The organism is Flavobacterium sp. LAR06 (assembly GCF_041946075.1).
Classification (GTDB): Bacteria; Bacteroidota; Bacteroidia; order Flavobacteriales; family Flavobacteriaceae; genus Flavobacterium.
In genome coordinates, this window is record NZ_JAUTYT010000009.1 from 85,261 (window position 1) to 111,421 (window position 26,161).

At 34.3% G+C, this 26,161-nt stretch carries 18 protein-coding genes; 6 read left to right on the top strand and 12 right to left on the bottom strand.

The genetic code is table 11. From position 1 onward, the window contains the following. The first annotated feature begins 112 nt into the window (after positions 1 to 112). The 3 genes from Q7C23_RS14205 to Q7C23_RS14215 all read left to right on the top strand — a co-directional run bounded on the left by Q7C23_RS14205 (position 113) and on the right by Q7C23_RS14215 (position 1,423). Positions 113 to 457 carry a BRO family protein gene (locus tag Q7C23_RS14205; RefSeq protein ID WP_375033148.1) on the top strand — a complete coding sequence of 115 codons (345 nt, stop codon included), beginning with the start codon at positions 113 to 115 and terminating at the stop codon, positions 455 to 457. 43 nt (positions 458 to 500) lie between these two features. Beyond that, positions 501 to 932 (top strand): MgtC/SapB family protein, encoded by a 432-nt coding sequence (locus Q7C23_RS14210; RefSeq protein WP_375033149.1) that lies wholly within the window; start codon positions 501 to 503, stop codon positions 930 to 932. 68 nt (positions 933 to 1,000) lie between these two features. Next, complete coding sequence (locus Q7C23_RS14215; RefSeq protein WP_375033150.1) at positions 1,001 to 1,423, top strand: hypothetical protein; 423 nt, start codon at positions 1,001 to 1,003, stop codon at positions 1,421 to 1,423. Between the two features lie 177 nt (positions 1,424 to 1,600). On the opposite strand, the gene Q7C23_RS14220 is transcribed toward Q7C23_RS14215, so the two are convergent. The 11 genes from Q7C23_RS14220 to bglX form a co-directional block, all read right to left on the bottom strand. Next, positions 1,601 to 2,539 (bottom strand): ring-cleaving dioxygenase, encoded by a 939-nt coding sequence (locus tag Q7C23_RS14220; RefSeq protein WP_375033151.1) that lies wholly within the window; start codon positions 2,537 to 2,539, stop codon positions 1,601 to 1,603. A 294-nt stretch (positions 2,540 to 2,833) separates the two neighbouring features. Then, a complete protein-coding gene (locus tag Q7C23_RS14225; protein ID WP_375033152.1) occupies positions 2,834 to 3,184 on the bottom strand; it encodes a hypothetical protein in 351 nt (116 codons plus the stop codon). Then, positions 3,184 to 3,804, bottom strand: coding sequence for an alpha/beta hydrolase (locus Q7C23_RS14230; protein ID WP_375033153.1), 621 nt, complete (start codon positions 3,802 to 3,804; stop codon positions 3,184 to 3,186). The genes Q7C23_RS14225 and Q7C23_RS14230 overlap by 1 nt, the downstream gene beginning before the upstream one ends. A gap of 11 nt (positions 3,805 to 3,815) precedes the next feature. Then, entirely contained in the window at positions 3,816 to 4,112 is a 297-nt protein-coding gene (locus Q7C23_RS14235; protein ID WP_375033154.1) for a GNAT family N-acetyltransferase, read from the bottom strand. Between the two features lie 577 nt (positions 4,113 to 4,689). Continuing rightward, entirely contained in the window at positions 4,690 to 5,622 is a 933-nt protein-coding gene (locus Q7C23_RS14240; protein WP_375033155.1) for a glycoside hydrolase, read from the bottom strand. A 53-nt stretch (positions 5,623 to 5,675) separates the two neighbouring features. After that, a complete protein-coding gene (locus tag Q7C23_RS14245) occupies positions 5,676 to 7,067 on the bottom strand; it encodes an endo-1,4-beta-xylanase (RefSeq protein ID WP_375033156.1) in 1,392 nt (463 codons plus the stop codon). A gap of 141 nt (positions 7,068 to 7,208) precedes the next feature. After that, entirely contained in the window at positions 7,209 to 8,315 is a 1,107-nt protein-coding gene (locus tag Q7C23_RS14250; protein ID WP_375033157.1) for a hypothetical protein, read from the bottom strand. A gap of 10 nt (positions 8,316 to 8,325) precedes the next feature. Next, positions 8,326 to 9,849 (bottom strand): RagB/SusD family nutrient uptake outer membrane protein, encoded by a 1,524-nt coding sequence (locus Q7C23_RS14255; protein ID WP_375033158.1) that lies wholly within the window; start codon positions 9,847 to 9,849, stop codon positions 8,326 to 8,328. A gap of 60 nt (positions 9,850 to 9,909) precedes the next feature. After that, positions 9,910 to 13,014: a SusC/RagA family TonB-linked outer membrane protein gene (locus tag Q7C23_RS14260; protein ID WP_375033159.1), complete on the bottom strand. Its 3,105-nt coding sequence runs from the start codon at positions 13,012 to 13,014 to the stop codon at positions 9,910 to 9,912. A 438-nt stretch (positions 13,015 to 13,452) separates the two neighbouring features. After that, positions 13,453 to 17,601, bottom strand: a complete 4,149-nt coding sequence (locus Q7C23_RS14265) for a two-component regulator propeller domain-containing protein (protein ID WP_375033160.1) — start codon at positions 17,599 to 17,601, stop codon at positions 13,453 to 13,455. A gap of 215 nt (positions 17,602 to 17,816) precedes the next feature. Continuing rightward, on the bottom strand, positions 17,817 to 20,108 hold the full coding sequence (bglX, locus tag Q7C23_RS14270) for a beta-glucosidase BglX (protein ID WP_375033266.1): 2,292 nt from the start codon (positions 20,106 to 20,108) through the stop codon (positions 17,817 to 17,819). Between the two features lie 535 nt (positions 20,109 to 20,643). On the opposite strand from bglX, the gene Q7C23_RS14275 reads away from it, so the two are divergent. Then, a complete protein-coding gene (locus tag Q7C23_RS14275) occupies positions 20,644 to 21,852 on the top strand; it encodes a Gfo/Idh/MocA family protein (protein ID WP_375033161.1) in 1,209 nt (402 codons plus the stop codon). Between the two features lie 110 nt (positions 21,853 to 21,962). Continuing rightward, complete coding sequence (locus Q7C23_RS14280) at positions 21,963 to 23,390, top strand: Gfo/Idh/MocA family protein (RefSeq protein ID WP_375033162.1); 1,428 nt, start codon at positions 21,963 to 21,965, stop codon at positions 23,388 to 23,390. An 81-nt stretch (positions 23,391 to 23,471) separates the two neighbouring features. Here Q7C23_RS14280 and Q7C23_RS14285 read toward each other — a convergent pair whose 3' ends face one another. Further along, a complete protein-coding gene (locus Q7C23_RS14285) occupies positions 23,472 to 24,839 on the bottom strand; it encodes a DUF1080 domain-containing protein (protein ID WP_375033163.1) in 1,368 nt (455 codons plus the stop codon). Positions 24,840 to 25,374: 535 nt separating this feature from the next. Between Q7C23_RS14285 and Q7C23_RS14290 the strand changes: the two genes are divergently transcribed. Beyond that, positions 25,375 to 26,061 (top strand): SGNH/GDSL hydrolase family protein, encoded by a 687-nt coding sequence (locus Q7C23_RS14290; RefSeq protein WP_375033164.1) that lies wholly within the window; start codon positions 25,375 to 25,377, stop codon positions 26,059 to 26,061. Positions 26,062 to 26,161: the final 100 nt, after the last annotated feature.

Here is a 26,161-nt window from a genome sequence, read left to right on the forward strand (position 1 = left end):
TCTTATTCGATTACTTAATGGTCAGGTTTAGAAAAGTAATTTCAAGTTTTAAATAAGAACTAAAATGGAAACAAATAAATCATAATATAAAAGCATATCAGTATTTGAGAAAGTGAGAAAAACAGATAAGACTGGTAATGAGTATTGGAGTGCCAAGGATGTAGCAAAATTACTAGGGTACACTAAGTATAGTTTATTTATCAAGGTGGTCGATAAAGCAAAGGCTGCCTGCATTAATACCGATCAGGAGACGGCATTACATTTTAAAGATTTTAGAGCAATAAAATCAGGTGGTAATGATTTGCAAAGGAATGGGGGAGACATAAAATTATCACGCTACGGCTGTTATCTTATAATTCAAAATGCAGATCCTACTTTAAAACCGGTAGCGCTTGGACAAGCCTATTTTGCGACACAAGCTCGTCTGCAGGAATTGAACCAACAGCAGAATGTTTAAGGTATCAATAGAAGAAAAAGCAATTGTTTTAGTAATTTAAAAAATGGACGTTTTGACTACAACAGAATTTTTAACCCGTTTGATAATAGCATTGTTCGCTGGATTAATTATTGGTTTTGAAAGACAATGGCATCATAAAGAAACGGGCCTCAAAACCAATATGCTGGTAGCCACAGGTGCGGCAGCCTTTGTATTATTATCTATAAAAGTTGCTGCCACCGCTCCAAATATTGATGTTACCAGAATTACGGCGCAAGTAGTGATGGGAGTTGGTTTTCTGGGGGCAGGAGTTATTTTTAGAGAAGGACCTAATGTACATGGTTTAAACTCTGCAGCTACAATTTGGTGTAGTGCTGCTATTGGGTGTATTGCTGCTTCAGGTTATTTTATAGAAGCTTTAATGTGCACTTTTTTAGTAACATTTGTTAATACTGCTCTTGAACCTGTTGAAAGATGGTTAAGAAATAGAAAGTAAAGTAGATTAAATCTTTAGTAATTAAATTTTAACGTAATAATCGTATGGAAAATCAAATAAGTACTACCATGAAAACAAAGTTTTACATACTCGCTATTATTGTTGCGTTGCTATTTTGCTGCCAGAAAAAAGAAAACGACACAGAGATAGATCCGGATGAAATTTCGGGTGTCAATGATACTATGCTTAGAAAGTGGTTCTCATTAAATAAAGAATCAGACAGTATAATTAACTCGGCTCAGCGGATTATTCAACAGCAGAGAGAAGAGGTAGAGTCCCACCCGCAGGATGAGCGTGAGTACATGAGTAATTATATTACAGAAGCTCAGCAGCATCTTGACCAATTGAAGAAAAAAGTAAAATTTACTAAAGAGTTTGTTGGACATATAGAACATTATGATTCATCTCTACAGCCTCAACTTGACTCATTAGAAGCAGACTATGTACTAGAAAAAAATAAACTGGAAAATGCATTAAGCCAGTTGAAATAGTGTTTTTATTATTAATATTTTTATTGAGCTAAATTCTATTTAATTCAATAAAATACTTTAAACAGAAGTTATTCAATTAACGATGAGTATTTTATAATGTTATTTGTATAATATGTAAAAAAAAAGCTGCCTAAAAACAGACAGCTTTTAATAACAAATTATTAAGAGATTATAATATTAATTAATTTTAACCAAATGCGCCTCAATAGCAGCTCTGTCTGACTCGTATTGTGCAGGAAGTTTTAAGTTTTTACCTAATTCTGCTAAACTTTCATCAACAGTAAATCCAGGATTTTCTGTAGCGATTTCAAACAAAACTCCTCCTGGTTCTCTAAAATAAAGAGAGTGGAAATAGTTTCTGTCAATCTGTGGTGTAATAGACAATCCGTATTCCTCAATTTTTTCACGGAAGTGCATTAAAATTTCATCATTTTGAACTCGGAAAGCTACGTGGTGAACAGATCCGTTTGCCACATGGCCACGTTTTTCTTCAGCCAATTCCACTAAGTCAACAATGGCTGCATTCTCTACAGCATCAGTTGCATAACGGTAACGGTTTACATCTTGTTGGATCAGTTTGTAACCAAAAATATCAGTTAAGATGGCAGCTGTAGCTTTAATGCTGTTTAAAGTCAAAGTAATGTTATGGAAACCTCTTGTTGCTACATCAGCTTTTACTTCATCAGTTTCCCAGGGTTTTCTGTCATCACCAGTTTTAGATTCGATTAATTCTAATTTTAAACCATCGGGATCTAAGAAAGTAAGATATTTTTCGCCGAATTTTTCAGCAGGTTTATTGTAAATAACATTGTGTTGCTCAAAACGTTTTTGCCAGAAATCCAGGCTTCCTTTTGGAACAGAATATCCAATTTCGGTTGCCATTCCAGAACCTTTTCTTGCTTGTTGAATTCCTTCTCCCCAAGGGAAAAAAGTCAAGATGGTTCCGGCACTTCCAACTTCATCGCCAAAGTAAAAGTGATAGGTTCCCGGATCATCAAAATTCACTGTTTTTTTTATAAAACGTAATCCTAATATATTAGAGTAAAAGTTAAAATTGCGTTTAGCGTCACCTGCAATTGCAGTAATATGGTGTAAGCCTAAAATTTTATTTTCCATGGTATTTTTATTTATTTAGTTGTTATTGATTTTCTTATACAAATTTACTTCTGTTATACTTCTGCATCGATTAACCTAGATTAAGAAATAAAAAGCAGTTCAGTTTTCATTTGTCCATTAATAACCAAATAATATTCCATCTGGGTTAAGTTGTTGTAAATAAGCTGTTTATTGCTTGGTTGGGTTTTTAATCCCTCGATATATCGTAATTTTAAGAATTGCATTCCCTATATTTAGAAAACCTATAGGAATTTAAAAGCCCCATCTCTGGTACTACCGTTTCTTTTTCCAATTTTATAATTTTATAAATATTGATTTTCGAAGTTTCGATTCAATGTTTTTTGTTTTGTGTCCTTTTCCTGTGGTGTCTTCAACCAGTAGAATTGATCCTGTTTCAAATGTCCTTTTTTCTCCTAGTGAAGTTTCGATTTCTACTCCACCTTCCAATAAAACAATATATTGGCGGTCTGGAGCATTATGAAAATCATAATCATAAGAAGGATTGACTTCTCTAAAAACAATTGACTTTACCGGTTCATCATCAGATAAAAAACCAATATCACCATTGTTTTTCAACGGAACTTCGAAATCCTCAAAATGACTTTCGCCATTTGCGTCGCTGTAAACCCGGGTTATCTGAATCATTATTTTTTATTAAAAACCAATGCGTTTGCACAATCTACCTCGTCCTGACTTATAGTATGTCCCATATTCGGGTAGATTTTCTTGGTAACATCTGCGCCCATTTTTTGCAGAAGTGCTTCGGTTTCATTTACTCTTTCAACCGGAACATGGAAATCAGGATCGCTTGTTCCGATGAAAATAGGAGTGTTTTCGAAATTTCCGGCATAATGATCTTCATAAACTTTATCGCCTATAAGTCCACCTGTAAAAGCTATAACTCCTCCGTATTTTGCAGCATTTCTGGCCGTAAATTCTAAGGCAAGACAAGCTCCCTGTGAAAAACCAAGGAAATAGATATTCTCTTTTTCAATTCCGTTTTGCTGAACTGCCACAACAACCTGATGAATGGCCTCTAATGATTTTGAAAAAGAAGGTTCATTTTCGTTAATAGGCACTAAAAACGAATACGGATACCAGGTTCTGTTTTCTGCCTGCGGTGCAACCAATGCAAAATCGTCAACTTTAAGATGCTTTGCAATAGAAAGGATGTCATGTGCACCAGCGCCACGTCCGTGAATCATAATTAAGGCCTTTTTAGCTTCATTTAAAGGTACACCGTTTGTTAAGGTTTCTATGTTCATAATAGTATGTTTTAAGATTGTTTTTTCCAGATATCCTGATATTCATCCGGATGTCTTTTGAATTGTGCATGCACGTATGGGCAAAGCGGTAAAACCATCATATTATTAGCACGCACATACGTTGTCATTTCTTCCAGAAGTTTCTTAGCATAACCTTTTCCTTCTCCTTCTGGTTCAACTCCAGTATGGTAAACAGTTAATAAATCATCTTTGATGCTGACCGTCATTTCGCCTAATTTTTTATCATCCACATAAAGATTAAAAGCGCCATGTTTTTTCTCGTCTAATTCCAGTTTGATAGTTTCCATATATGTTAAATTATATTTTTGTTTTTAGCAGATAAAAGAGAATCAATAATCTTTTCTTAAAGATACTATGATTATAATAAATTTGCAATTTTAAATCTGTTTTAGCTTAGTTTTCAGTGTGTTATGATTAATGAGCTATCATGGTAGCTCCAGACAGAATCAAAGTCCTAAATTCTTTTTTTTCAGTTGTTAAATTTCTTTTACAAACTTACAGAAACTGCGAAAGCCTGTTGATTAATGTAGATTAAGAAAAATAGTAATCTTGTATTTTTTTAGGGTTAGGCAAACTGGAAATTCTCCAGGCGATAGGAAGGGGTTGCGGTTTAAGTAGCCGCATATATTATATTAAAAACTGCCATAAAACAAAAAAACCTGCGAATCCTTAGATTTACAGGTTTTTGCACGATTTTGGCTTTTTTATAAGATTGAAAAAAGTCAGCCTTTTCTTCTTTTTCCTATTTCTTGGGGAGAGCAGGATTTGAGTTTAATCGCCTAAACACGTGTCTATATCACATCTTAAACTACTGTGGCTTGTCTATTTTTAAGTAATTTTGGATAATTGCAACGATAGTATAAATTAGATAGGTCTTTTGTAGACTGTTACATCATCTACCCACATCATTGCACTTGTAAATAAGTTAATTTTGTTAGGATCAATAAAATTGGAGTCTTTAGATCCAACGTTCATATTTAACATAATCGAGTGGGGTCCGAAATTATTTAGATTAAGATTGGCGGCACTGCTATTGGTATACGTTGCAACTGTTATATTGTCTACCATAATAGTAACTGTTACGACATTGTTTTTCATCTTCCAAAAGGACTCGTATAAATGCCATCCGCCATTTCCGTTTATATTAAAACTACCAGGATAGTTTCTTTCGGCGGCGTTTCCTAATAAGTTTGTTCCGCTAGAAGTTCCATAAAAAAGATTTGAAGTAAAACGACTAGTATTAGGAGCAAAAGAATAACCTTCCATGATATCAATTTCTCCTTTGGTTGGCCAGGCATTTCCCTGTACAGACCAAAAGGCAGGCCAGGCACCATAAGTATCTGTGAAAGACTTGTAAGTCCCGCCATCCATCGCTATTAATTTAATATTGGCAGAAAGCATATACTCTGTATTGTTTTCCGGTTTGTATTGGTAATTAGAAGTTATGAACCCAGACTGATATTTGTACGTGCTCAATTTTGTAGTCTTGATTTCTAAGCATTGTCTTCCGTCCCGCCATTGTGTAGTTGGCACAGAGCTGTAATAGTCACAATACCATGAATTATAATCCGCTCGTTGCTCTTTGGTCCATTGTGACAGGCTTGAGCCAACGTTAAAGGTATCTTCAAATTGTTTGACCCATGGTGCAGCAGCTACTTTGCCTGTACTGTTTTTTGTATTTGCACTTGCAGTTACTGATTGGTCTTTTGCTATTGGACTTGTGTCTTCTGCGCAGGATGTAAATCCTAAACCTAATACACATGTCACTGCTAATGCGAACAAATTTAATTTTTTCATAATTTTCTTTTTTGGTTAATTAATAGTTGTAGTAAAGTATTATTTTCAAAAAACTAATCTAAACCTTCCAGAAATCCAGTATGCGAGCTTTTAATTGCAAAATTCGAATCGTACAATAAAGGCCAGTCATTTCCTGGGTGGTTAAGTTCTGTACTAAATGGAATCCAGGACTCATTATCCTTCATGCCCCAAACGGTTAAGGCATATTTATTAGCAGCCGGTAGAGCGTTATAGATTTTTACAATTTCTTTGTATTTTTCCTTTTGGGCTAACCTTCTCTCATTTGTAAAAGTAGAGATGTCATTTGACTGATTTACCTGTATATCTAATTCTGAAACATGGATTTTCAGGCCTTTTACTACAGCTTTGTTAATGTCAGTTTCTATCTGCGCTTTGGTTGGACTTAAATAAGTATTATGCATTTGAAAACCAACACCATCAATAAGATTACTTGCTTTTAAATCGTCAACAATGCTAAAAACTTTATCTTGTTTTGGGATATTAGTTGAGGTTGCATAATCATTATAAAACAACAATAGAGAGCTGTCATCAGCTGCGATTGCTGCATCTTTTGCCCATTGAAAACAATCTTTTACATAGTTGGCACCCATTCGTTGCAGAAAAATTGTATTTCTCATAGTGCCGCCATTGTCATCCACTGCTTCATTAACCACATCCCATGATTTTACTTTTCCTGCATAATGAGTAACTACCGCCGTAATGTATTTTTTTACTTCTGCTTTAAATTCGGCATCGGTACCGGAAAAATCTTTTAACCATTGTGGTACTGAATTATGCCATACCAAAGCATGACCGTGAACATTGATACCATTGGCATTTCCGTAAGCCACAATTTTATCTGCCACAGTCCAGTTATAAACACCACTTGCGGTAGAAATCTGATCCATTTTCATTTCGTATTCGGCAGAAATACTGCTGAATTCATTTTTTAAAATAATATCATAAGGGCTTCCGCTGCTTAATTGCGAAGCCTTTATTGCCATACCAATAAAAAAGGGATTAGTCAGTTTATTGACTTTTACTTTTAGGAAAGTTGGATCTTCAGGGATATTGCTGGAACCTGTAGTTACCACACTAATAATATTTGAATAATCTGAAATTTGTGTCTGATTTTTTGCTCTCACTCTGTAGTAATACTGCGTGCCTCCTGCTAAACCAACTACAACTTCGTTTAAGTCCGTAACTTCTTTTGAATTGTAATTAGGTATAAGTGTTGCAAAATTTTCGCTGGTTGAAACATCCAAAAGATAACTTTTCGAATTGGAAACGTAATTCCATTTAGCTTTAAAACCGCCATCCTTCACGTCTTTTGCCGGGTTGGCTACGGGAGTTTCTAAAGTATCAGCGACTTCGCTGTCATCTTTAGAGCAGGCACTTAAAAAAAAGAAGAGGCTGGTGAGTACTAGTAAAAATTTAATTTTCATATTGTTTTGTATTATAGAATATTCTTCTACTTGGAGAGAATACGCTCATTTATGGTTTCTGTTTTATTATTTATTGTATGATTTACGTTAGTAAAGAGGCTGCTTTACGACAGCCCCTTTTTTTTAATGTACAACCATCAATTATTGGTAACGGATCCTGATATTATCAAATTTAATTACACTTGGATTAGGGGTGTCATCCTGAATAACGCCAATTTTGATTTCATTTATTTTAGAAACATTCAATGTAGCTGCTGTATTTGAGCCAAAACCATAATTATCTTTAAAATCGGCTATTGAAATTGTTTTGGTCGTCCAGTTTACATCCGTAACTTTAAAATTATAAGCATAGTTGTCATTGTTAATAGTATTTAACTGAATGGTAAATTGAGCACCTGTAACATTCGCACTTATATCAATATCGATATACGCTTTTTTAGCATCCGTATTAGTTGCGCTTAAGAAACTGCTTCCTCCTCCGGCACTGCTTCCGTTGTAGCCATTTGAAGTCGAACCAGACCAAGTAAAGGTTGCGTAATTACCTGATGGACCACCAGCACTATTTGCATTAAAAGCAGCAACATCACCGTAAGAGAACCAGTCTTTTCTTATACCATTCCCGTCAAAATCAGATACAAGGATTAGTGTAGCAAATTCTATTATCTTTTTTGCTGCACCGCCCGGTGTGGTAATTACCAGCTCCGATCCCGAAACGGCATTGGCAGGTAAACCAATAACAATTGAAGAAGACGATTTTAGCGTATAAGTCAATGCTTTTCCTCCTAAAGTAACCGAAGAAACATTATAAAACCAGGTTCCCTCAATTTCCAGAGGAAATCCAGGAGTTGCGACAGCCGGAATTGTTTTTGTAATGGTAGGAACAGGCTGTAAAATCTCAATGTTTTTTGTAAAGGAAGTAGTAGCAGTTACAAACGTAATGGGCTGCACACCAAATCTGCTTCCTAATTTTTCATCAAAGGGAACAGTAAAAATGAACGCTTTATCTGAATTATGATTCGGATTGAAACTGATATTAATTTTATTGTCCAGTGTAATCTTTTTTAATCCTGCCAAACCTTCACCTTCGACTCTGACTTTATTAAGCGGAAAGGCCTGGTTAAGTAAATCTCCGGGTTCAGCAACCATTGCATCTATATTTGCAGTAACTGTATTATCATCATTTTGGCAAGCTGTAAAAGAAGCCAGTGCCAAAAGAATTATAATGCTATATTTTATTTTAGTGATCATAGTATAAAAATTAGTTGAAGTTAAAAGGAACTGGCGGTTCTAATAATGATGGATTGGTATCAATCGCAGATTGAGGTAATGGCAATTCAAAATAATTGTTTCCCGGGGTTATCTTTCTGGAAACTAATTCTGTTCTGGCAGGGTCAGAATAAAAACCGACTTCCTGCTGTGAAATAATTGCTGTAGCTTCAGCCAGGCCACGACGTTTTAGATCGAAAAAGTACTGTCCTTCAAGTGCAAATTCAACTCTTCTTTCATTAAACAAATCATCTCTGGTAAGTATTGTTTTAGCTGGTAATCCAGCTCTTAATCTCACTTCATTAAAAGCGCTTAAAGCAGCTTCAGAAGTAGTAGAACCTGCTCTGCCCATAATGGCTTCGGCATGCATTAATAAAACATCAGAATATCTTAAAATAATGGTGTTTTGTGACGTTCTCATAAAAAACACATCATTCCTTTCAGCTGCAGAACCTACAATGTATTTTCTGAAATTAGCTGCCGTAGAAGAGTATATTTTTTTATATCTGAAACCGCCCTGAGTTTTTAGCAATTCAGGATAAAAATCGCCATCTGTCATGATGGTGTTCTTTTTTCTGGTATCATTTGGTTCAAAATCATCCTGCAATGAAATAGAAGGGAGGTAAACTCCCCAGCCGTCGCCGCCACCGGTTATTCCTGTGTCTCCCGGAACTATATACGCCTGATTGGTATTTTGAGTTCCCCATTCGGTAGCAATTGCTTTCCATTGCAGGGCAAACATGCTTTCGGCACTATTGTTATTTTCAGGACTGCTAAATAAGTTCCCGTAATCCTGAATTAAAGTATATTGGTTTCCAATAATTTGCTGGGTTAAAGCGGCACTGTCTGTATATTCATTTAAGGTTAAATGGACTTTTGCAAGAATACCCATAGCAACAAATTTAGTAACATACCCTTTTTTCGCTGATTTTTCAGGTAAATTTTGAACGGCATATTCCAAATCCTGTTTTATGAATTTATAGATATCTGAAATAAGATTCCTTTTTGGTTGTTTTGCAGAACCTGCTTTACTAATAATTGGAACAGCACCAAATGTTCTAACCAAATAGAAATACGCATTGGCTCTCATAAATCTTGATATTGCTATAGCATTTTTATAAGAGGCTTCAGGCAATTCACTTTTTCTGTCTTCAACCAATTTCATTAGGTTATTGGACTGATCGACCACAGAAAATAACGAAACATATCCTTCTGCCAGGATTGGGTTTTGCGAGGTTACCTGTGCATCTTTAAATTGGGCGTACGCACCATCAAACGAAAAAGCATTTCCGGCATACATATCTCCTACAGCAATCAGGAATTTATCATTAAAAGTAAACCACGGCTTGAAGTACAAACTCTCCGCTATCCCATCAAAAGCAGTAATGCCTTCGGGTAAATCAGCCGGGGTCAATTGGTTTTCAGATGGTGCATCCAAAAAATCATCTGAACAGGAAAATAAAGACAGCAATGGTATTAGCATTCCCATCAGAAAAAGTTTAAAAAGTTTTTTCATAACTATTTTTTTTATGTTAACGATTATGAATCATTAAGTTAAATGTATTTTTTATAAATCTTAGAATTCTAAATTCATTCCAATAGAAATCGTTCTTGGCACAGGATATCTACCCAAATCAATACCACTCAAGGTTATATTTTGATCTAAATTTCCAAGGGCAGGATCAAAACCGGAGTATTTTGTAAATGTGTATAGATTTTGGACATTGGCATATAATCTAACTTTAGAGAAAATAGATTTTTCGAATATCTTTTCAGGTAAGTCATAGCTTAAAGAAACATTCTGAATTCTTAAATAAGAACCATCTTCTACAAATCGATTTGAAATTCTGCCATTCCCATTTGGATCATTAAGTGTGATTCTCGGAACATCAGTATTTTCATTTACTCCAGGTTCAAAAGCCTGCAGCGCCTGAGTTGTAACATTTCCAAAACGGTCTCCAAATCCAGGGTAAACACCATCAGTATAATGGCGGGTAAAATTATAAATTTCGTTACCCTCGCTTCCTGTTAATACAACTGAAAAATTAAAGTTTTTGTATTTCAGATTATTGGTGAACGAGTACGTAAAATCAGGAATTGCACTTCCTATAGCAGTTTGATCTTTAGCATCAATTTTTCCATCCTGATTAAGATCTTTAAAACGAATATCCCCAATTCCGGTTCCTGTTTCCTGAGTTGGTCCTGCAGCTAAGTCGGCAGCATTTTTAAACAATCCGTCGGTAACATATCCATAAAATTGACCTACTGGCTGTCCTGCTATTGTTTTAGTAACGGTATAGGCATCGAACTGTACTTTTCCTAATAAATATTGGCCCTCATTTTGAAAAGAAGTTAATTCATTATTGTATTTTGATAAAATAAGCGTACTGTCCCAGGTAAAATTTTCGGTTACAATATTTCTTGTGTTCAATGTAAATTCTACTCCTTTAGTGACAATTTCACCTGTATTAAAATACAAGTTAAGAGCACTTTGATTGGATTCGTCATTGATTTGTTTGGTAAGGAAATCAGAAGAATTTTTAATATAATAATCAAAATCTACTTTTACTCTGTTGTTAAATAATGCTAATTCAAAACCGGCATTGAAAGACTTAAGAGATTCCCATTTAACATCAGGATTACCTAAATTATCAATTGTTGGAGAAACGCCTCCAAATGGAGAGGCGGTTAATGTTAACATAGTGTCATATCTATTAGGCGGAATATTTTGATTTCCAACCGAACCGTAACCCACTCTAAATTTTAAATAATTTATAGTATTGGATAAAGGCTCAAAGAACTTTTCGTTACTTGCTGTCCATCCTCCTGAAAATGAAGGGAAATAACCCCATTTGTTATTAGGACCAAAATTTGATGAAGCATCTGCTCTTAAAGAAGCCGAAAAAGAATATCGATCAGAAAAGCTATAGTTTAATCTTGAAATATAAGAGGCCATAGACCATCTTCCAGAACCATTTCCGTTAAGAGCAGTATCAATATCACCAATATTTAAGTTCGTAAAATCTTTATTTAAAAACTCACCTGTTCTGTAACCGCTTAAATATTCGTAACGGCTTTCTTGTGCTTCCTGACCTAATAAGAAAGTAAAATTATGATTGTCGTTTATCGTCTTATTATAGGTTAGATAATTTTTAATATTCCAGTAATAGCTTTGATCCTGCTGTTTGAATGATTTATTTAAAAGTTCAGATACAGTTCCTAGAGTATATTTTGGTACGAAAGTGCTGCTTTTTGCAAAATTCAGGTCATAACCCAATTCAGATCTAAAAACCAACCCTTTGATAATCGTAAAATCAGCAAATAAATTACCATTAATTTTAAATCTTTCTGTAGTAGCATTGTTGTATTCCGACAAAGCAATTGGATTAGTAGCTTCATTTGCCGAAGAGCCCAAACCAGTTGTTGGTCCTGCATAAGAACCATCAGCTGATCTAACCGGTAATTCCGGCGATTGTCTTAAGGTGTTCATTACTAAACCGCCTCGGTCATCATTTCGGACTACCTGCTGAGATGATTTGCTTACCGATAAGTTATTACCAATCTTTAGCCATGATTTTACATTAGAATCTACATTTAATCGCATAGATAATCTGTGAAAATCTGAATTCAAAACAATTCCTTCCTGATCAAAATAATTTAAAGAGGTATAGTAACGTGTTCCTTCTTTTTCACCTGAAAATGACAGCTGATGATTATACATAGTAGCTGTTCTAAAAAGTTCATCCTGCCAGTTTGTTCCCTGTCCTAATAAATCAGGCTTTTGATATTGATACGGAACAGGCTCACCGTTTAATTTGAAAATTTTTGCCTGATAGGCAGCATATTGGGGTAAGTTTAAAACATCAACAGTGTTGGTTACTGCCTGAGTAGCCATATAGGTTTCATAGGTTAGCTTTGATTTTCCTTTTTTACCTTTTTTGGTTGTAATCAAAACGACACCGTTTGCACCATTTGCACCATATATTGCCGTTGCTGATGCATCTTTTAAAATATCAATAGTTTCGATATCCGAGATATTCAATCCTGATAAAGCCGAGTTTTTAGTTTGTCCGTTTCCTCCACCTAATGCGCTAAATGAAAAGGAATCGTTGTTTTTGTCCGCAAAAACCGGGGTTCCATCAATAACATATAAGGGTTCATTACCATTAATAGAAGTAATTCCTCGAATTTGAACTGAAATTCCTCCTCCCGGTGTACCAGAATTTTGAGTAACATTTACACCTGCTGCTTTACCTACAAGAGCCTGATCGAGAGAAGTAAAGGGTTTGTCCTGAATTTCTGAAGCTTTAATTGATGAAACGGCGCCATTGATATCTTTCCTTTTAGAAGTTCCATATCCGATTACGACTACTTCATTTAATTTTTCCAGTTCATTAGTCATAACGACCTGCATCATCGATTTTGTGTCTGCTGGCAAGGTTACATTTTTATAGCCTATATAACTAAAGATTAATGTGCTTTTTGGATCTACATTGTTTAAAACAAATCCACCATCAAAATCGGTGGTTGTTGCATTTTTTGTCCCTTGTACGATTACACCAACACCGGGTAATCCGAGTCCGCCTGACGTTACTTTTCCTTTAACAGTTTGAGCGAAGAAAAAATTCCCCCACATCAATACTATTAAACACAATAGTTTTTTTAATGTTCTTTTCTGCATAAAATTGGTTGTTAGAGTTTAGTTTAAATAATTAGTCAATTTTTGGTCTTCAAAAACATTTAATACCATGGTCTACTATCTGAGTTAAGACAATAGAATTATTTCTTAAATATTTCTTAACGAAAGTAAAATGTAGGGGTATGCAGTTGTAGAACAGATGAAGCATATTGTGCAACAAATGATGCAAAAAAGGAGAGCGAAAACGATGTTCTGGCTAAATAAGCTAATTATAGTGGTAAAAGCACAACTGAGGTATTGCTAAAAAATATGCTTTAAAAATATCGTTTATCTAGAAAAAAGGCTAAAATATTTTGTTTATGTGATTTTTATTGTAATTCAAATAAAGGGCTTTTTGAAAAAATTGACTTACAAAAAAAGAGCTCCGGTTGATAAAACAGAAGCTCTTTTTACTTGCTTTTTTAACGCCTGTACTTTTTTTTAATTCTTTTTTTCTTGCGTTGGAAGATATCCGTACTTAATTTTATAACATTTAGCAAAGTAGGAGGGAGAAGTAAATCCTACTTTATAACTTATTTCATTAATATTATTGTTTCCTTTTTCGATCAGTTGTTTTGCTTTTTCTAGTCGCACGTTTCTGATAAACTCATTAACAGAAACCCCTGTTAATGTTTTTATTTTTCGATACAGCTGACTTCTGCTTAAGAAAATCTTAGAAGACAGTAATTCTACAGTCAACTCAGGTTCACTGATATTTTCGTTGATAAAATGCAGAATCTTTTGAATGAAATCATTATCGAGTGAAGTTGTTTTTTCTTTACCATCTTTTGTGATTCCGCTATAAAATTTCTTAAACATGATTTGCCTGCTTGTAATAAGCTGTGCCAGACTCGATTTTAAAATATCTAATTCAAATGGTTTACTCAAATACATATCAGCGCCAGAATCGATACCTTCGAGTCTGTCTTTTACCATTGCTTTTGCAGAGAGCATTAATAAAGGAATATGGCTTGTTTTTAAATCGCCTTTTATGTTTTTACACAATTGCAACCCATCCATTACCGGCATAATAACGTCTGTAATTATTAGATCAGGTAATTTCTGAACAGCAAGTTCATAACCTTTCTGACCATTTTCGGCTGCAATAACCTTATAGGATTTGCTTAGTTCTTCCTTAAGATAATTTCTTAATTCAGGATTGTCTTCAACAATTAAAACAGTGTATGGTTTTGCAATTTCTACAACAGTATTTTCGAGGGGTTCATTTGTAAAATCACTGTCTTCAGATAAATGATTAAGAGATTCAGACAGAAATTGATTTTTATTTTTTTCTACTTTAAAAACTTCGTCCACTATTTCGCTTTTCTTATAAAAAGATTTGCCTAAAGGAAAGGTTACCGTAAATTTTGTGCCTTGTCCTAACTGACTTTCAACATCAATCCCTCCTTTATGCAGCTCAATAAATTCTTTTACGACCTCTAAACCAATTCCGGTACTGCCGTAGTACTCTTTATTTACATTATTGACCTGATAAAACCGGTCAAATATTCTTTTTAGATCTTTTTTATGAATTCCGGAGCCGGTATCTGTAATTATTATTGAAAAAGAGGGAACGCTATTGCCATTAATTAACAACGAATTATCAGGACTTGATTTGTCTATCGAGATAGTAATAGAACCATGATCCGGTGTAAATTTAAATGCATTTGAAATAATATTAAAGAGTATTTTTTCCAGCATTTTGGGATCTAGCCAGTCTTCAAGTTCTTCAAATGCTGATTCAAAATTAATAGTAATATTCCGGGCAGCAGCTTCTTCATCAAAGTAGCCAATAATTCCTTGTGTAAATGCTACGACTTCGATTTTCTTAGCCTGAAGGAAAATTTTATTAAACTCTAGTTTATTAAAATCCATAAGCTCATTGATCAGTCTCGAAAGTCTATCCGAACTTTTGTGTACAATTTTTAATTTATTATGTATTTCAGGAGATAGATTTTTGCTCCTTAAAATATCTTCCAAAGGGTTAATAATAAGCGTTAATGGAGTCCTGAATTCATGTGAGATATTCGTGAAAAACTGTAATTTATTATTATTTAATTTCTCTGACTGAATATTCTTTTCTCTTTCTAAAATTATGGCTTGTGCGGCTTTAAAACGATTTTGATAAATTTTATTGAAATATCTAATCAGGAAAATTAGAACAGCTGCGTATAGTAAATAAGCCCAAAAGGTTTTCCACCACGGCGGCAGGATTTTTATTTTTAGTTCTAATGCAGTATTGCTCCAGGAACCATCTGCATTGGCCGATTTTACTTTAAAAGTATAATTACCCGGTGCCAGATTGGTATAAGTTGCTGTTCTGTTATTCCCTACATAATTCCAATCCTTTTCAAAACCTTCAAGATAATAGGCATATTGATTTTTTTTAGAATAGTTATAGTTAATTCCAACATATTCAATTGTAAAAACAGATTGAGTGTAGTTAAGGGTAATTTCTTTAGTTTGAGAAATTACTTTGGTTAAGGGTGAGGCATCTTCATTAGGTTTTACGGATCGATTGAATAATTTGAAATCACTGAAATACAATTTTGGTGCTTTCTCTGTTTTTTTGATCTCGTTAGGATTAAAATAATTTACTCCCTCGTAACTGCCAAAATACAGTTCTCCATTTCCATCTTTAAAGACTGCATTATTATTAAAATCATTGTCGATAAGACCATCATCTTTATTAAAATTGGTACTTTTCTTATTCTTAAAATCGAGTTTTGTTAATCCGGATCCGCCGCTTATCCATAAAGAACCATTGTTGTCAGAAATTATAGCACGAACAGATTTTTCCTTAAAACCCGGAAAATTATTATAGTTTGAAAATGTCTTGTCTTTTTTATTATAATTAAATAATCCTTCACCATCTGTTCCTATCCATATTTTTTTATCATTGGACTCATAGATCGATAAAATAGTCTGAATGCTATTATATTTCGTTTTGTCTTTAAACATATCATCGCGCATTTTGGTCACTTTAAAATCAGAGTCGTCTTTTAAACTTACCTGATATAGTCCCAAGATCGTTCCTACCCACAAAACATTATCAGAGTCTACAAAAACTTTACGGATAAAAGCGTTATCTAAAGCATTGTCTACAAATGATTTTGAATCACAATGAATAAATGTATTGTTTTTATTATCAAAATAATGCAATCCTTTTATAAAAGTTCCAATCCAGATTCTGCCTTTAGAATCTTCTGAAAAACTAAAAATCCGATTCGATTTTAAACCTGCTGTATTTGCTGTATTGTAGTTTATGAATCGGGTAGTGCCATTTTTTAAAAAGAAGATCCCACGATCCCAGCTTCCTATCCAGATATTTTGCTTACTGTCTAAAAATATAGTCTGAATATCAGTAGCATCTAATCCGGAATAGTAGTTTTGATTGTTTTTGTTGACATGAATGTAACTTTTATTGATAAGATTATAAATGTCGAGGCCTCCGCCTTCATTACTAATTAATAGATTACCCTTTTTATCTTTTATGACCGAAGTTACATAACTGGTTTGTAAAGAATTATTGTTGTTTACTTGCGATTCAAGTGAGTTGAATTTGTTATTGGGTTTGTCAAATACGCCAAGTCCTTTATTAAAATAGCCTAACCAAAGCCTCTTTTCTTTGTCTTCGAATAGTGACCAAACCGAATTAGATTTTAAACTAAAGTCATTGTATTTACTGTGCAGGTATTTTTGCAGTACTTGACCTTTGTAATTTACAACCAATAATCCGTCATTTTCGGTACCACAAATTATATAACCATGACTGCTTTCTATAATCGATAAGATTTTGTTTTTGGTAATAGAATAATTTTCGAATTGGTAATTATCTGTTTCAGGTTTAATTTTTATCAGACCGTTTTCAGTCGTTCCAAGCCATATGTATCCAAATTTATCTATAACAAGATTTTCGATGTCATCTAATAAAGGTTCTCTTTTAAATTTATCTTTATAAACCTGTTTAAGTTTTCCGTTTAAATCGAGTTCTAAAAGGCCATAACTTGTTCCTAAATAAATAATTCCGGACTTATTTTTTACTGAAGATTTTATTAGAAAATTAAATTTTTCCAACACCTTTGACGGAATCAGAGAAGCTTTTAAAGTTTTTATATTGAGTTTGAATAATCCAAAACCGTAAGTACCTAAGATTAAATTGCCGTTGTTATCCTGAATAATTGTTTTTACAGTAATGGGTTCGTCATACCCTTTTCTAATTACATCTTCAATATTTATTTTGGTAAAATTATCTAAATCCCTGTTGTATAAGCATAAACCATCATCAGTACCAATCCATAAGTTATTATCAGAATCAATAAAGGTTGCATAAATGAAATTACTGTTTAGGGAACCGGGCTTTTTGTTGTATTCGTATCCAAAATAATTTACACCATCATATCGATACAGGCCCTTACCGTTTGTACCTATCCAAATAAAACCATTTTTATCCTGAATAATTGAGGAAATGGCTCTTTTTGAAGTAGTTTCCTGTATACTTCTAAATTGGTAGTTGTCAAATTTATCTTGAGAAAACAGACAATTTAGACATATAAAATAGCATACGAGAGTATATGTAATATTTTTCATTTAATGGTAGTATTGATCAATTCCCGCTGAAAATCCCCTTTTGTTTTAAGTGCAATAAACAATATTAATAAAACTAAATAGGAATTATACTTTTTAGATGTAAATTTTATCATATTGCCAAAAACCTGAGCTCGATTATTAATGAATCGTACTCAGGTTATTAGGTTGTTTAAAAACAACTTTATGTTAGGAAAGAATTATGAATTTCTTTCCCTTTATTTTAGTTCAAATTTACTGGTAAGACCTTCATTAGAATTCCAGCCGACCATGATATTGAACAAACCAGGTTCTACTAAAAATTTACCTTCATTATCATAAAAACCAAGTTCTTTGCCTGTCAATGTAAATTGAACTGTTTTAGTTTCTCCCTTTTTTAGTAAAATAAGCTCAAAACCTTTTAATTCTTTAAGGGGTCTCACTATACTTGCAACAGGATCATTTACATACAACTGGACTACTTCTTTTCCGTCATAATTTCCTGAGTTTGTAACGTCAATACTCACTTGAATTTTTTCTCCTTTTGCAAAAGATGTTTTATTTATTTTAAGGTTTTTATAATCGAATTTGGTATAACTCAATCCAAAACCAAAAGGAAATTGAGGTGTTTTTTCTACATCCATATAATGTGACCAAAAAACATTTTTATCACTATCAATTGGTCTTCCTGTACTGTATTTGTTATAGTAGATAGGTACTTGCCCAACATTTCTCGGGAAAGACATAGGTAATTTACCACTTGGATTATAATCGCCATATAAAACCTGAGCAACTGCATTACCTGTTTGAGTTCCTAAATGCCAGGCTTCTACAATTGAAGGAATATGTTCTGCCGCCCAAGGAATAGAAAGCGGACGACCGTTATTTAAAACTAAAACGATATTCGGATTTACTTTGTAAATTTCTTCTAATAATTCCTGCTGAATTCCAGGCAAGTTAAGATCGGTTCTGCTTCTTGCTTCTCCGCTTTGAAAACCGTATTCGCCTAAAACCATTACAACAACGTCAGCATTTTTTGCTGCTGTTTTTGCCGCTTCAAAACCGCTTTTATCTGTTGTATTGAAAACGGTTTCTGTAAGGAAAGTAGCTTTCTGCGAAAGCAAATCGGCACCTTTTTCAAAAGTCAATTGATTGTCTTTGTATTGCTGCATTCCTTCTAAAACAGAAACCGCAGTGTTATCATCTGCTGCAATTCTCCAGCTTCCAAGCGGACTATTTTTATCATTTGCCAAAGCACCGATCAAAGCAATTTTTTGCCCGGATTTCTTCAGGGGAAGCAAATTTTTATCATTTTTCAACAAAACGATAGATTTTTTTGCCATATCTAAAACACCGTCATTATTGGCTTTGCTTCCAACAACTTCTTTTTCACGCTTTTCGTCGCAATATCTGTACGGATCATCAAATAAGCCTAATTCAAATTTTACACGCAAAATTCTGCGAACGGCATCATCAACCAATACTTCTTTTACTTTTCCTTCTTTTACAAGTGCAACTAACTTTGCTACATATAAATACGATTCCATATCCATATCAGAACCTGCATTGACCGCTTTCGCTGTTGCATCGGCTTCGTCTTTTGCATAACCGTGTGCAATCATTTCACGAATAGAAGCATAATCTGAAACCACAAACCCGTCAAACTTCCATTTTCCTTTTAAAATATCTCTTTGTAAAAAGGTATTTCCTGTCGCCGGAATTCCATTCAAAGTATTAAACGAATTCATAAACGTACGAATTCCCGCTTGTATAGTAGCTTCAAAAGGAGGGAAAACGGAGTTGTATAATTTCGAAGTACTAATGTCTACACTATTATATTCTAATCCAGCTTCAACAAAACCGTATGCTGCAAAGTGTTTTGCACAAGCCGCAATCGTATTTACTTTAGCCAAATCAGCAACAGTTTCTCCCTGAAAACCTTTTACTCTTGCGTATCCTATTTTACTTCCCAAATATGGATCTTCACCAGCACCTTCCATCACACGTCCCCAGCGTGCATCATTTGAAACGTCAACATTGGGTGCAAATGTCCAGTTAATACCGGATGCTGAAGCCTCAGCTGCTGCAATTGCCGCCGATTTTTTAATAGCTTCCAAATCCCAGCTTGCCGCTTCTGCCAGTGGAATAGGGCTTAATGTCTTATAACCGTGAATAACATCAAAACCAATTATCAAAGGAATTCCCAAACGAGTTTCTTCTACAGCAATTTTCTGTACCGCACGAACTTCTTTTACACCTCGAACGGTAAGCATTGATCCCACCAGGCCTTTTCGTAAGTGTTCGTATTTTAATTCAGCGCTTCCGCCTTTTGGTGCCGGTCCCGTTACATCCCAAAAGCCATTGTATTGATTCATTTGACCTACTTTTTCATCTAATGTCATTTCTTTCATCAAGAGTGAAATTCGATCTTCAATAGGCTTAGTGGTATCCATATGCTTTTTTGTTTGTGCATATCCGTTTCCAAAAAGGATTAGAAATAGAAAGACATATTCTTTAATTTGTTTTTTCATCATTGTGGTTTTAGTTTTTATAAAAGTTATTAAAGTATGTAAAGCATTATTTTTTTGCGTGGCTTATTTTCGCTAATAAAATTCACAAGTTTGCGTGCATCAAACTGTGAATTTTTTTGGATTGTAAATGTAGTTTTACAAGAGCACCGATAGTAGTACATTTGAAGCATTCTCTAAAACAAATGATGCAATACATGGAGTTAATACCACTAAAATGAATTGATTTCTAATAAATGTTTTTACTTCAATACTGCTAAATAAGAAAAACTTAACCTTAGATATCTTTTCATAGATTGGTTAAGTTTTAAACTTAAAAAACAAGGAAATAACCAATATTAAGCCCTTTTTTGAATGAGCTTATTTCAAATTAGATAGCAGAAATATTTAAACAAATAAAGTAGAAGATTGTAATTTGATTTTTACTGAAAATTTTTAGCACTTCATTTTTTGAAAGTATTAATTTCTATATTAGAAGGATAATTTATTTTAGCCATAAAGCAAATCTTGCTTTTTAATTTTTAATCTTGTTTACTATATGAAGCGCAGGAATTTTATTCGCCAATCAGGTTTATTTACAGCTGGACTTTTATTGCATCAGCAAATGTTGCAGGCATACTCTTTTACAGAAACAGCAAAAATCATTTCAATTGGAATAATAGGTTGTGGAGACAGAGGCAAAGGTCTGGGGAGTGTGATTAACAATATGCCTGAAGAGTTTCAATTGAAATCGGTTTGCGATGTATTGCCATTTCGGTTGGAACAGGCCAAGATATTGGATAAATATAATAATATACGTTACGAAAAAGATTACCGAAGATTGTTGGATGATAAAACAATTGATGCAGTAATTATTGCGACGCCTCTTTACAATCATTACGAAATTGCAACAGCTGCCATCAAAGCAGGGAAGCATGTATATTTAGAAAAAACAATGACCTACAATGCAAAACAGGCCATTGAACTTGTTTCGCTGAAAAAGGAAAATCCTAATCTGGTTTTACAGGTCGGCCATCAATATCGCTACACACCACTTTATTTTAAAGTAAAACAAATGATTGATAGCGGTTATCTGGGCAAGGTGACACAGATTGATTGTCGATGGGACCGTAACGCAAACTGGAGAAGAACTGTACCTGCAGGTTATACAGATCAACAAATAAACTGGCGAATGTATAAGGAATATTCAGGTGGTTTGCCGGCTGAATTGTTATCGCATCAGGTTGATTTTATTAACTGGGCTTTTAACACCCACCCTGATGAAATATTGGGAACTGGCGGAGTTGATTTTTACAAAGATGGAAGAGAAACTTTTGATAATGTACAAACCATTCTTCGTTACAATAAAGAGGGAATGATCGGGAATTTTGGAGCTACTTGCGCTAATGAAAAAGACGGCTATCTTTTTAAGCTGAAAGGAACTAAAGGAACAATTGAATTGTTGATGGATGAAGGACTATTTTATCCTGAGAAACAAACAAGGAAGGAACTTGAAACAGTTGATGGCGTTACCGGCGCTTCAAAAATTGAATGGAACAAGGATGGAGGTACTCCTATCCTTAAGGAAAAATCAAAAGATGGAAGCTGGTATGCCCTACAGGAATTTTATAAAAGCATCACAACAAATGCTACGCCCGTATCTAATGTTATAACTGGTGCTAAAACAGCTTGTTGTGTGCATCTTATGAATAAAGCAATTTATAAGAACGGCCTTGAAAAATGGCAGTCTGAATTTAACCTCGTTTAAAAAGCTACAAAAAAGTGCGTATTTTTTTATTAAGTTTGTAGTACTACCATTGCTTTTGATTTGATATTGAGTTTGTTTAATTTTTATATTTAAAAAAAAATCACTTTTATATGTCTGACAATAATTATTCAAGAAGAAAGTTTTTAACGCAAGCTATATTGGCATCAGCTGCAGTTGCAACACCTGGTTTTTTGTTTGCCAACGAGCTAAAATTTTCTGGTTTTGGAAGTGCTGAAAAAGTAAATCTAGCCTGTGTTGGAATTGGTAACAGAGGTGGAGAGATTATTCGTGAACTCTACAAAACGGGATTAGCCAATATTGTGGCGCTTTGCGATGTAGATATGGAAGCGCCTCATACTTTGGAAATATTAAAAGAGTTTCCAAATGTACCCCGGTTTAAAGATTTTAGACAGATGTTTGATAAAATGGGCAATCAGATAGAAGCAGTTTCTATCGGGACACCTGATTTTTCTCATTTTCCAATTACTATGATGGCAATTGGCCTTGGTAAACATGTATATGTAGAAAAACCAATGGCCCGTACTTTCAACGAAGTAGAGCTTATGATAAAAGCGGCCAGAAAACATCCAAAAGTGGTTACCCAAATGGGAAATCAAGGACACTCTGAGGCTAATTATTTTCAGTTTAAAGCCTGGGTTGATGCTGGAATAATAAAAGATGTAACCGCTATTACGGCACATATGAATTCTCCCAGACGCTGGCACAGCTGGAACCCGAAAATCACTTCCTTTCCACCAGCCGAACCTATACCAGGTACGCTCGATTGGGATATGTGGCAAATGCAAACCCAGGGACATCAATATAACAAAGACTTTGTAAATGGTCAATGGCGTTGTTGGTACGACTTTGGCATGGGGGCATTAGGCGATTGGGGAGCACATATTCTGGATACTGCCCACCAGTTTCTGGACCTAGGACTTCCTTATGAAGTTGACCCTATTAAATTAGAAGGACATAACGACTTTTTTTATCCTATGTCTACGACCCTTTCATTCAAATTTCCTAAACGGGACAGCATGCCGCCGGTCGAAATTAAGTGGTATGACGGAGTAGATAACCTTCCGCCAATACCGGCAGGATATGGTGTACAGGGGCTCGATCCTAATATTCCGCCACCTAGCAATGGAGCAATTGTTCCTGCAAAATTAAATCCGGGTAAAATTATTTATAGCAAGGATTTGACTTTTAAAGGTGGTTCACACGGCAGTACATTGTCGATTATTCCTGAAGAAAAAGCAAAAGAGATGGCTTCGCGTTTACCTGCTGTTCCGGAAAGTACATCGAATCACTTCGCTAATTTTCTAAAAGCATGTAAAGGACAGGAAAAAACACGTTCTCCTTTTGAGATCGCAGGACCTTTAAGCCAGGTTTTTTGCCTTGGAGTTTTAGCGCAATGGACAGGTGAAAAAATTGTTTTTGACAGAAGTAAAAAAATAATTACCAGTAGTAAAAATGCAAATGAATTATTAGTTGGGCCGCCGCCGCGCAAAGGATGGGAACAATATTATAAAGTATAATTTTTTGCATAAATTAATATAAAGGGAAAGCCAATCCTAAAACAGATTGGCTTTTTTTATTATTTAGTATCAGTCGAAGTACTATTTCAACTCTCTGATTTTAATACTTCTAAAGCTTACTTGGTTACCGTGATCCTGTATCAAAATATGTCCTTTTTCTGCTTCGCCAAAGTTTGGCCATACTTTGTATTTACTTTGGGCTACTAAATCGCGGAATGCTTGTGAACCCCTGTCGTATTCCAATACTTTCACACCATTTAGATAATGTTCAACATGGTTATTGGGATAAACAATAACGCGACCCGTGTTCCAATTTCCAGGTTTACGGAAGAAACGTTCTGTTTTTTGAGCTTTGATTAAATCATACAAAGAACCAAGTGTACGGTTACCGTCTCTGCCTAATTTTGCATCAGGGTGAAGAACATCATCAAGCAATTGATATTCTAATCCTATCGCAGACCCACTATTTTTTTCGCTCAGTGTTACAAAATATTTGATACCGCTATTGGCTCCGTCTGTCAATTTGAAATCAAATGACAAATCAAATGCAGTATACTCTTTTTGAGTGACAATATCACCGCCATTTGTCGATTCACTTCCGTTTGACGTCAGTACTTTTAAAAGACCGTCTTTCAATTCCCATCCTTTATCCGGAAAAGATTTTTTGTAAGCGCCAACCCATCCAGTTGAAGTTTTTCCATCAAACAATAATTTCCAATCGCTCTTTTCTTCATACGGGGTAAGCTTATTTGGGATAAGGTTAGCAACATAAATACCTTCCGGAAAGGCAAGCGGTTTAATATTCTTTGTCTGAACTCTGATGTTCTTCCAAAATATTTTAATACCTGCATCTTTAGCTTTGCCAATAGAATGTACTTGTAAAGCAAGTATACCTTCGTTGCTTGTTATAGAATCTGCCAGATAAGAAACCGGAGTACCGTCCAGCCATGTTTTGACCGTATTCCCAATACATTCTACACGAATTTTATGAAAGACATTGGGTGTAAAAAGTAGCTGACCTTTTGGATTGTTTGATGCGGGATATAACCATTCTCTTCTTCCTTCATCATAAATTCCGCCGCTCCATTTACGGGCAGAGGGATCTAATTCGTACTGGTAACCGTATACACGTCCTTTACCATCATTGGCTTTTGCATCAAAATTACTTTTAAATTGTATACCCGAATTGGTGTTTGCATCCGTCATCATGGTTTCCATCTCCAATACAAAATCTCCGGTTAAACGTTTGTCGCTTACAAGAAAAGAATTAGGAGATTTATCTACCGTTGTACCAACGATCATCCCGTTTTCTACCGTATAAGTGGCAGAACCTGTAAACTGTTTCCATCCATTAAGCGTTTTTCCATCAAATAAGGATTGCCAGTTATTTGATTGCGCTCCAGAACTAAATGCGATCAATAAAAAAAAGATTGTTGTGATTTGTTTCATTCTTCTGTGGTTTAGTTAATGTAAAAGGTTAGATAAAGCAGTGGTTTAATTTACTATAAATTTTCTGTTTTTTGCAAAAAAACAAAACGCATAAAACGATTTAGTTTTACTAATATACATCTTTAGTGAATGTTTTTGTTATTCTTTTTTTGACAATAGCTTTCATAATTGTTAAAAAAATAAAAGATGATATCTGTATTTAGTATTGCGGCTGGTTTTTTCACGATAAAATGGATCAAAATTTATAGTAATATTTTCAGAAATAATTGAATGTGAAATTATTGATTATTAAATCGATTCTATTTTTTATAAAAAAAAACAGAAAAAAAAGATAAAATATTTTTTTTGCTAAAACGTTTTAGTATATTTGCTCCAAAATTGCATATTCTTTTTGTTATTTTGTAATTGGCTTACTTATTTGATATGTATAACGTTAAAATTTTGCATAATAATTTTTTATTAACCCAAAAATATTTGAAATATAATTTTATTAAATATTAAAACTATATTTTAATTTAATCTTTTTAGTTCGATAATGAATATCAAGAAATTCTTTTATTTAGCCTTTCTCAATTCTTTATGTAGTATATCATACGGTCAGGATTGGCCAAATTTAAATCGGTATAAAGAAGAAAACTCAAAGGTGCAGGTTCTAAATGCTAAAGATCATAGCCGCGTGGTTTTTATGGGAAATTCAATTACGGAAGGCTGGCTAAGTAAAAGACCTGACTTTTTTTCTGTCAATAAATATATTAACAGAGGCATAAGCGGACAGACAACCCCGCAAATGCTATTACGATTTAGACAAGATGTAATTGCGTTAAAGCCTTCAGTAGTTGTCATTTTAGCCGGAATAAATGATATAGCACAAAATACGGGGCCTTATTCTCTTGAGGCAACATCTGGAAATTTATTTTCTATGTGCGAGCTGGCAAAACAAAATGGTATCAAAGTTATTCTTTGTTCTGTTCTTCCTGCAGCAGATTTTCCGTGGAAACGCGGTGTAGAGCCAGCTCAAAAAGTGATTGAGCTGAACAAAGTTTTAAAAGAGTATGCAGAAAAAAACAAACTTTTTTATGTCGATTATTTTTCAGCTATGGTTAATGAAAAATTTGGTTTAAAAGAAGAATTAGGAACAGATGGTGTTCATCCTAATGAAGCCGGGTATGCGATAATGGAGCCAATCTTGCAAAAGACTATTTCAAAGGTGCTCAAAAAATAATATGATATTCTTTCAATTAAAACGTAATCAGCTACTTATTTCTAATATAAAAGAGGCTTTTTCCATAGCCTTAGAGGGAATTTATAGCATAGTGGTAAAA

Excerpts from the sequence above, each read along its gene's own strand:
- Q7C23_RS14210 (WP_375033149.1), top strand. The coding sequence starts at position 501 with ATGGACGTTTTGACTACAACAGAATTTTTAACCCGTTTGATAATAGCA.
- Q7C23_RS14215 (WP_375033150.1), top strand. The coding sequence starts at position 1,001 with ATGAAAACAAAGTTTTACATACTCGCTATTATTGTTGCGTTGCTATTT.
- Q7C23_RS14220 (WP_375033151.1), bottom strand. The coding sequence starts at position 2,539 with ATGGAAAATAAAATTTTAGGCTTACACCATATTACTGCAATTGCAGGT.
- Q7C23_RS14225 (WP_375033152.1), bottom strand. The coding sequence starts at position 3,184 with ATGATTCAGATAACCCGGGTTTACAGCGACGCAAATGGCGAAAGTCAT.
- Q7C23_RS14230 (WP_375033153.1), bottom strand. The coding sequence starts at position 3,804 with ATGAACATAGAAACCTTAACAAACGGTGTACCTTTAAATGAAGCTAAA.
- Q7C23_RS14235 (WP_375033154.1), bottom strand. The coding sequence starts at position 4,112 with ATGGAAACTATCAAACTGGAATTAGACGAGAAAAAACATGGCGCTTTT.
- Q7C23_RS14240 (WP_375033155.1), bottom strand. The coding sequence starts at position 5,622 with ATGAAAAAATTAAATTTGTTCGCATTAGCAGTGACATGTGTATTAGGT.
- Q7C23_RS14245 (WP_375033156.1), bottom strand. The coding sequence starts at position 7,067 with ATGAAAATTAAATTTTTACTAGTACTCACCAGCCTCTTCTTTTTTTTA.
- Q7C23_RS14250 (WP_375033157.1), bottom strand. The coding sequence starts at position 8,315 with ATGATCACTAAAATAAAATATAGCATTATAATTCTTTTGGCACTGGCT.
- Q7C23_RS14255 (WP_375033158.1), bottom strand. The coding sequence starts at position 9,849 with ATGAAAAAACTTTTTAAACTTTTTCTGATGGGAATGCTAATACCATTG.
- Q7C23_RS14260 (WP_375033159.1), bottom strand. The coding sequence starts at position 13,014 with ATGCAGAAAAGAACATTAAAAAAACTATTGTGTTTAATAGTATTGATG.
- Q7C23_RS14265 (WP_375033160.1), bottom strand. The coding sequence starts at position 17,601 with ATGAAAAATATTACATATACTCTCGTATGCTATTTTATATGTCTAAAT.
- bglX (WP_375033266.1), bottom strand. The coding sequence starts at position 20,108 with ATGAAAAAACAAATTAAAGAATATGTCTTTCTATTTCTAATCCTTTTT.
- Q7C23_RS14275 (WP_375033161.1), top strand. The coding sequence starts at position 20,644 with ATGAAGCGCAGGAATTTTATTCGCCAATCAGGTTTATTTACAGCTGGA.
- Q7C23_RS14280 (WP_375033162.1), top strand. The coding sequence starts at position 21,963 with ATGTCTGACAATAATTATTCAAGAAGAAAGTTTTTAACGCAAGCTATA.
- Q7C23_RS14285 (WP_375033163.1), bottom strand. The coding sequence starts at position 24,839 with ATGAAACAAATCACAACAATCTTTTTTTTATTGATCGCATTTAGTTCT.
- Q7C23_RS14290 (WP_375033164.1), top strand. The coding sequence starts at position 25,375 with ATGAATATCAAGAAATTCTTTTATTTAGCCTTTCTCAATTCTTTATGT.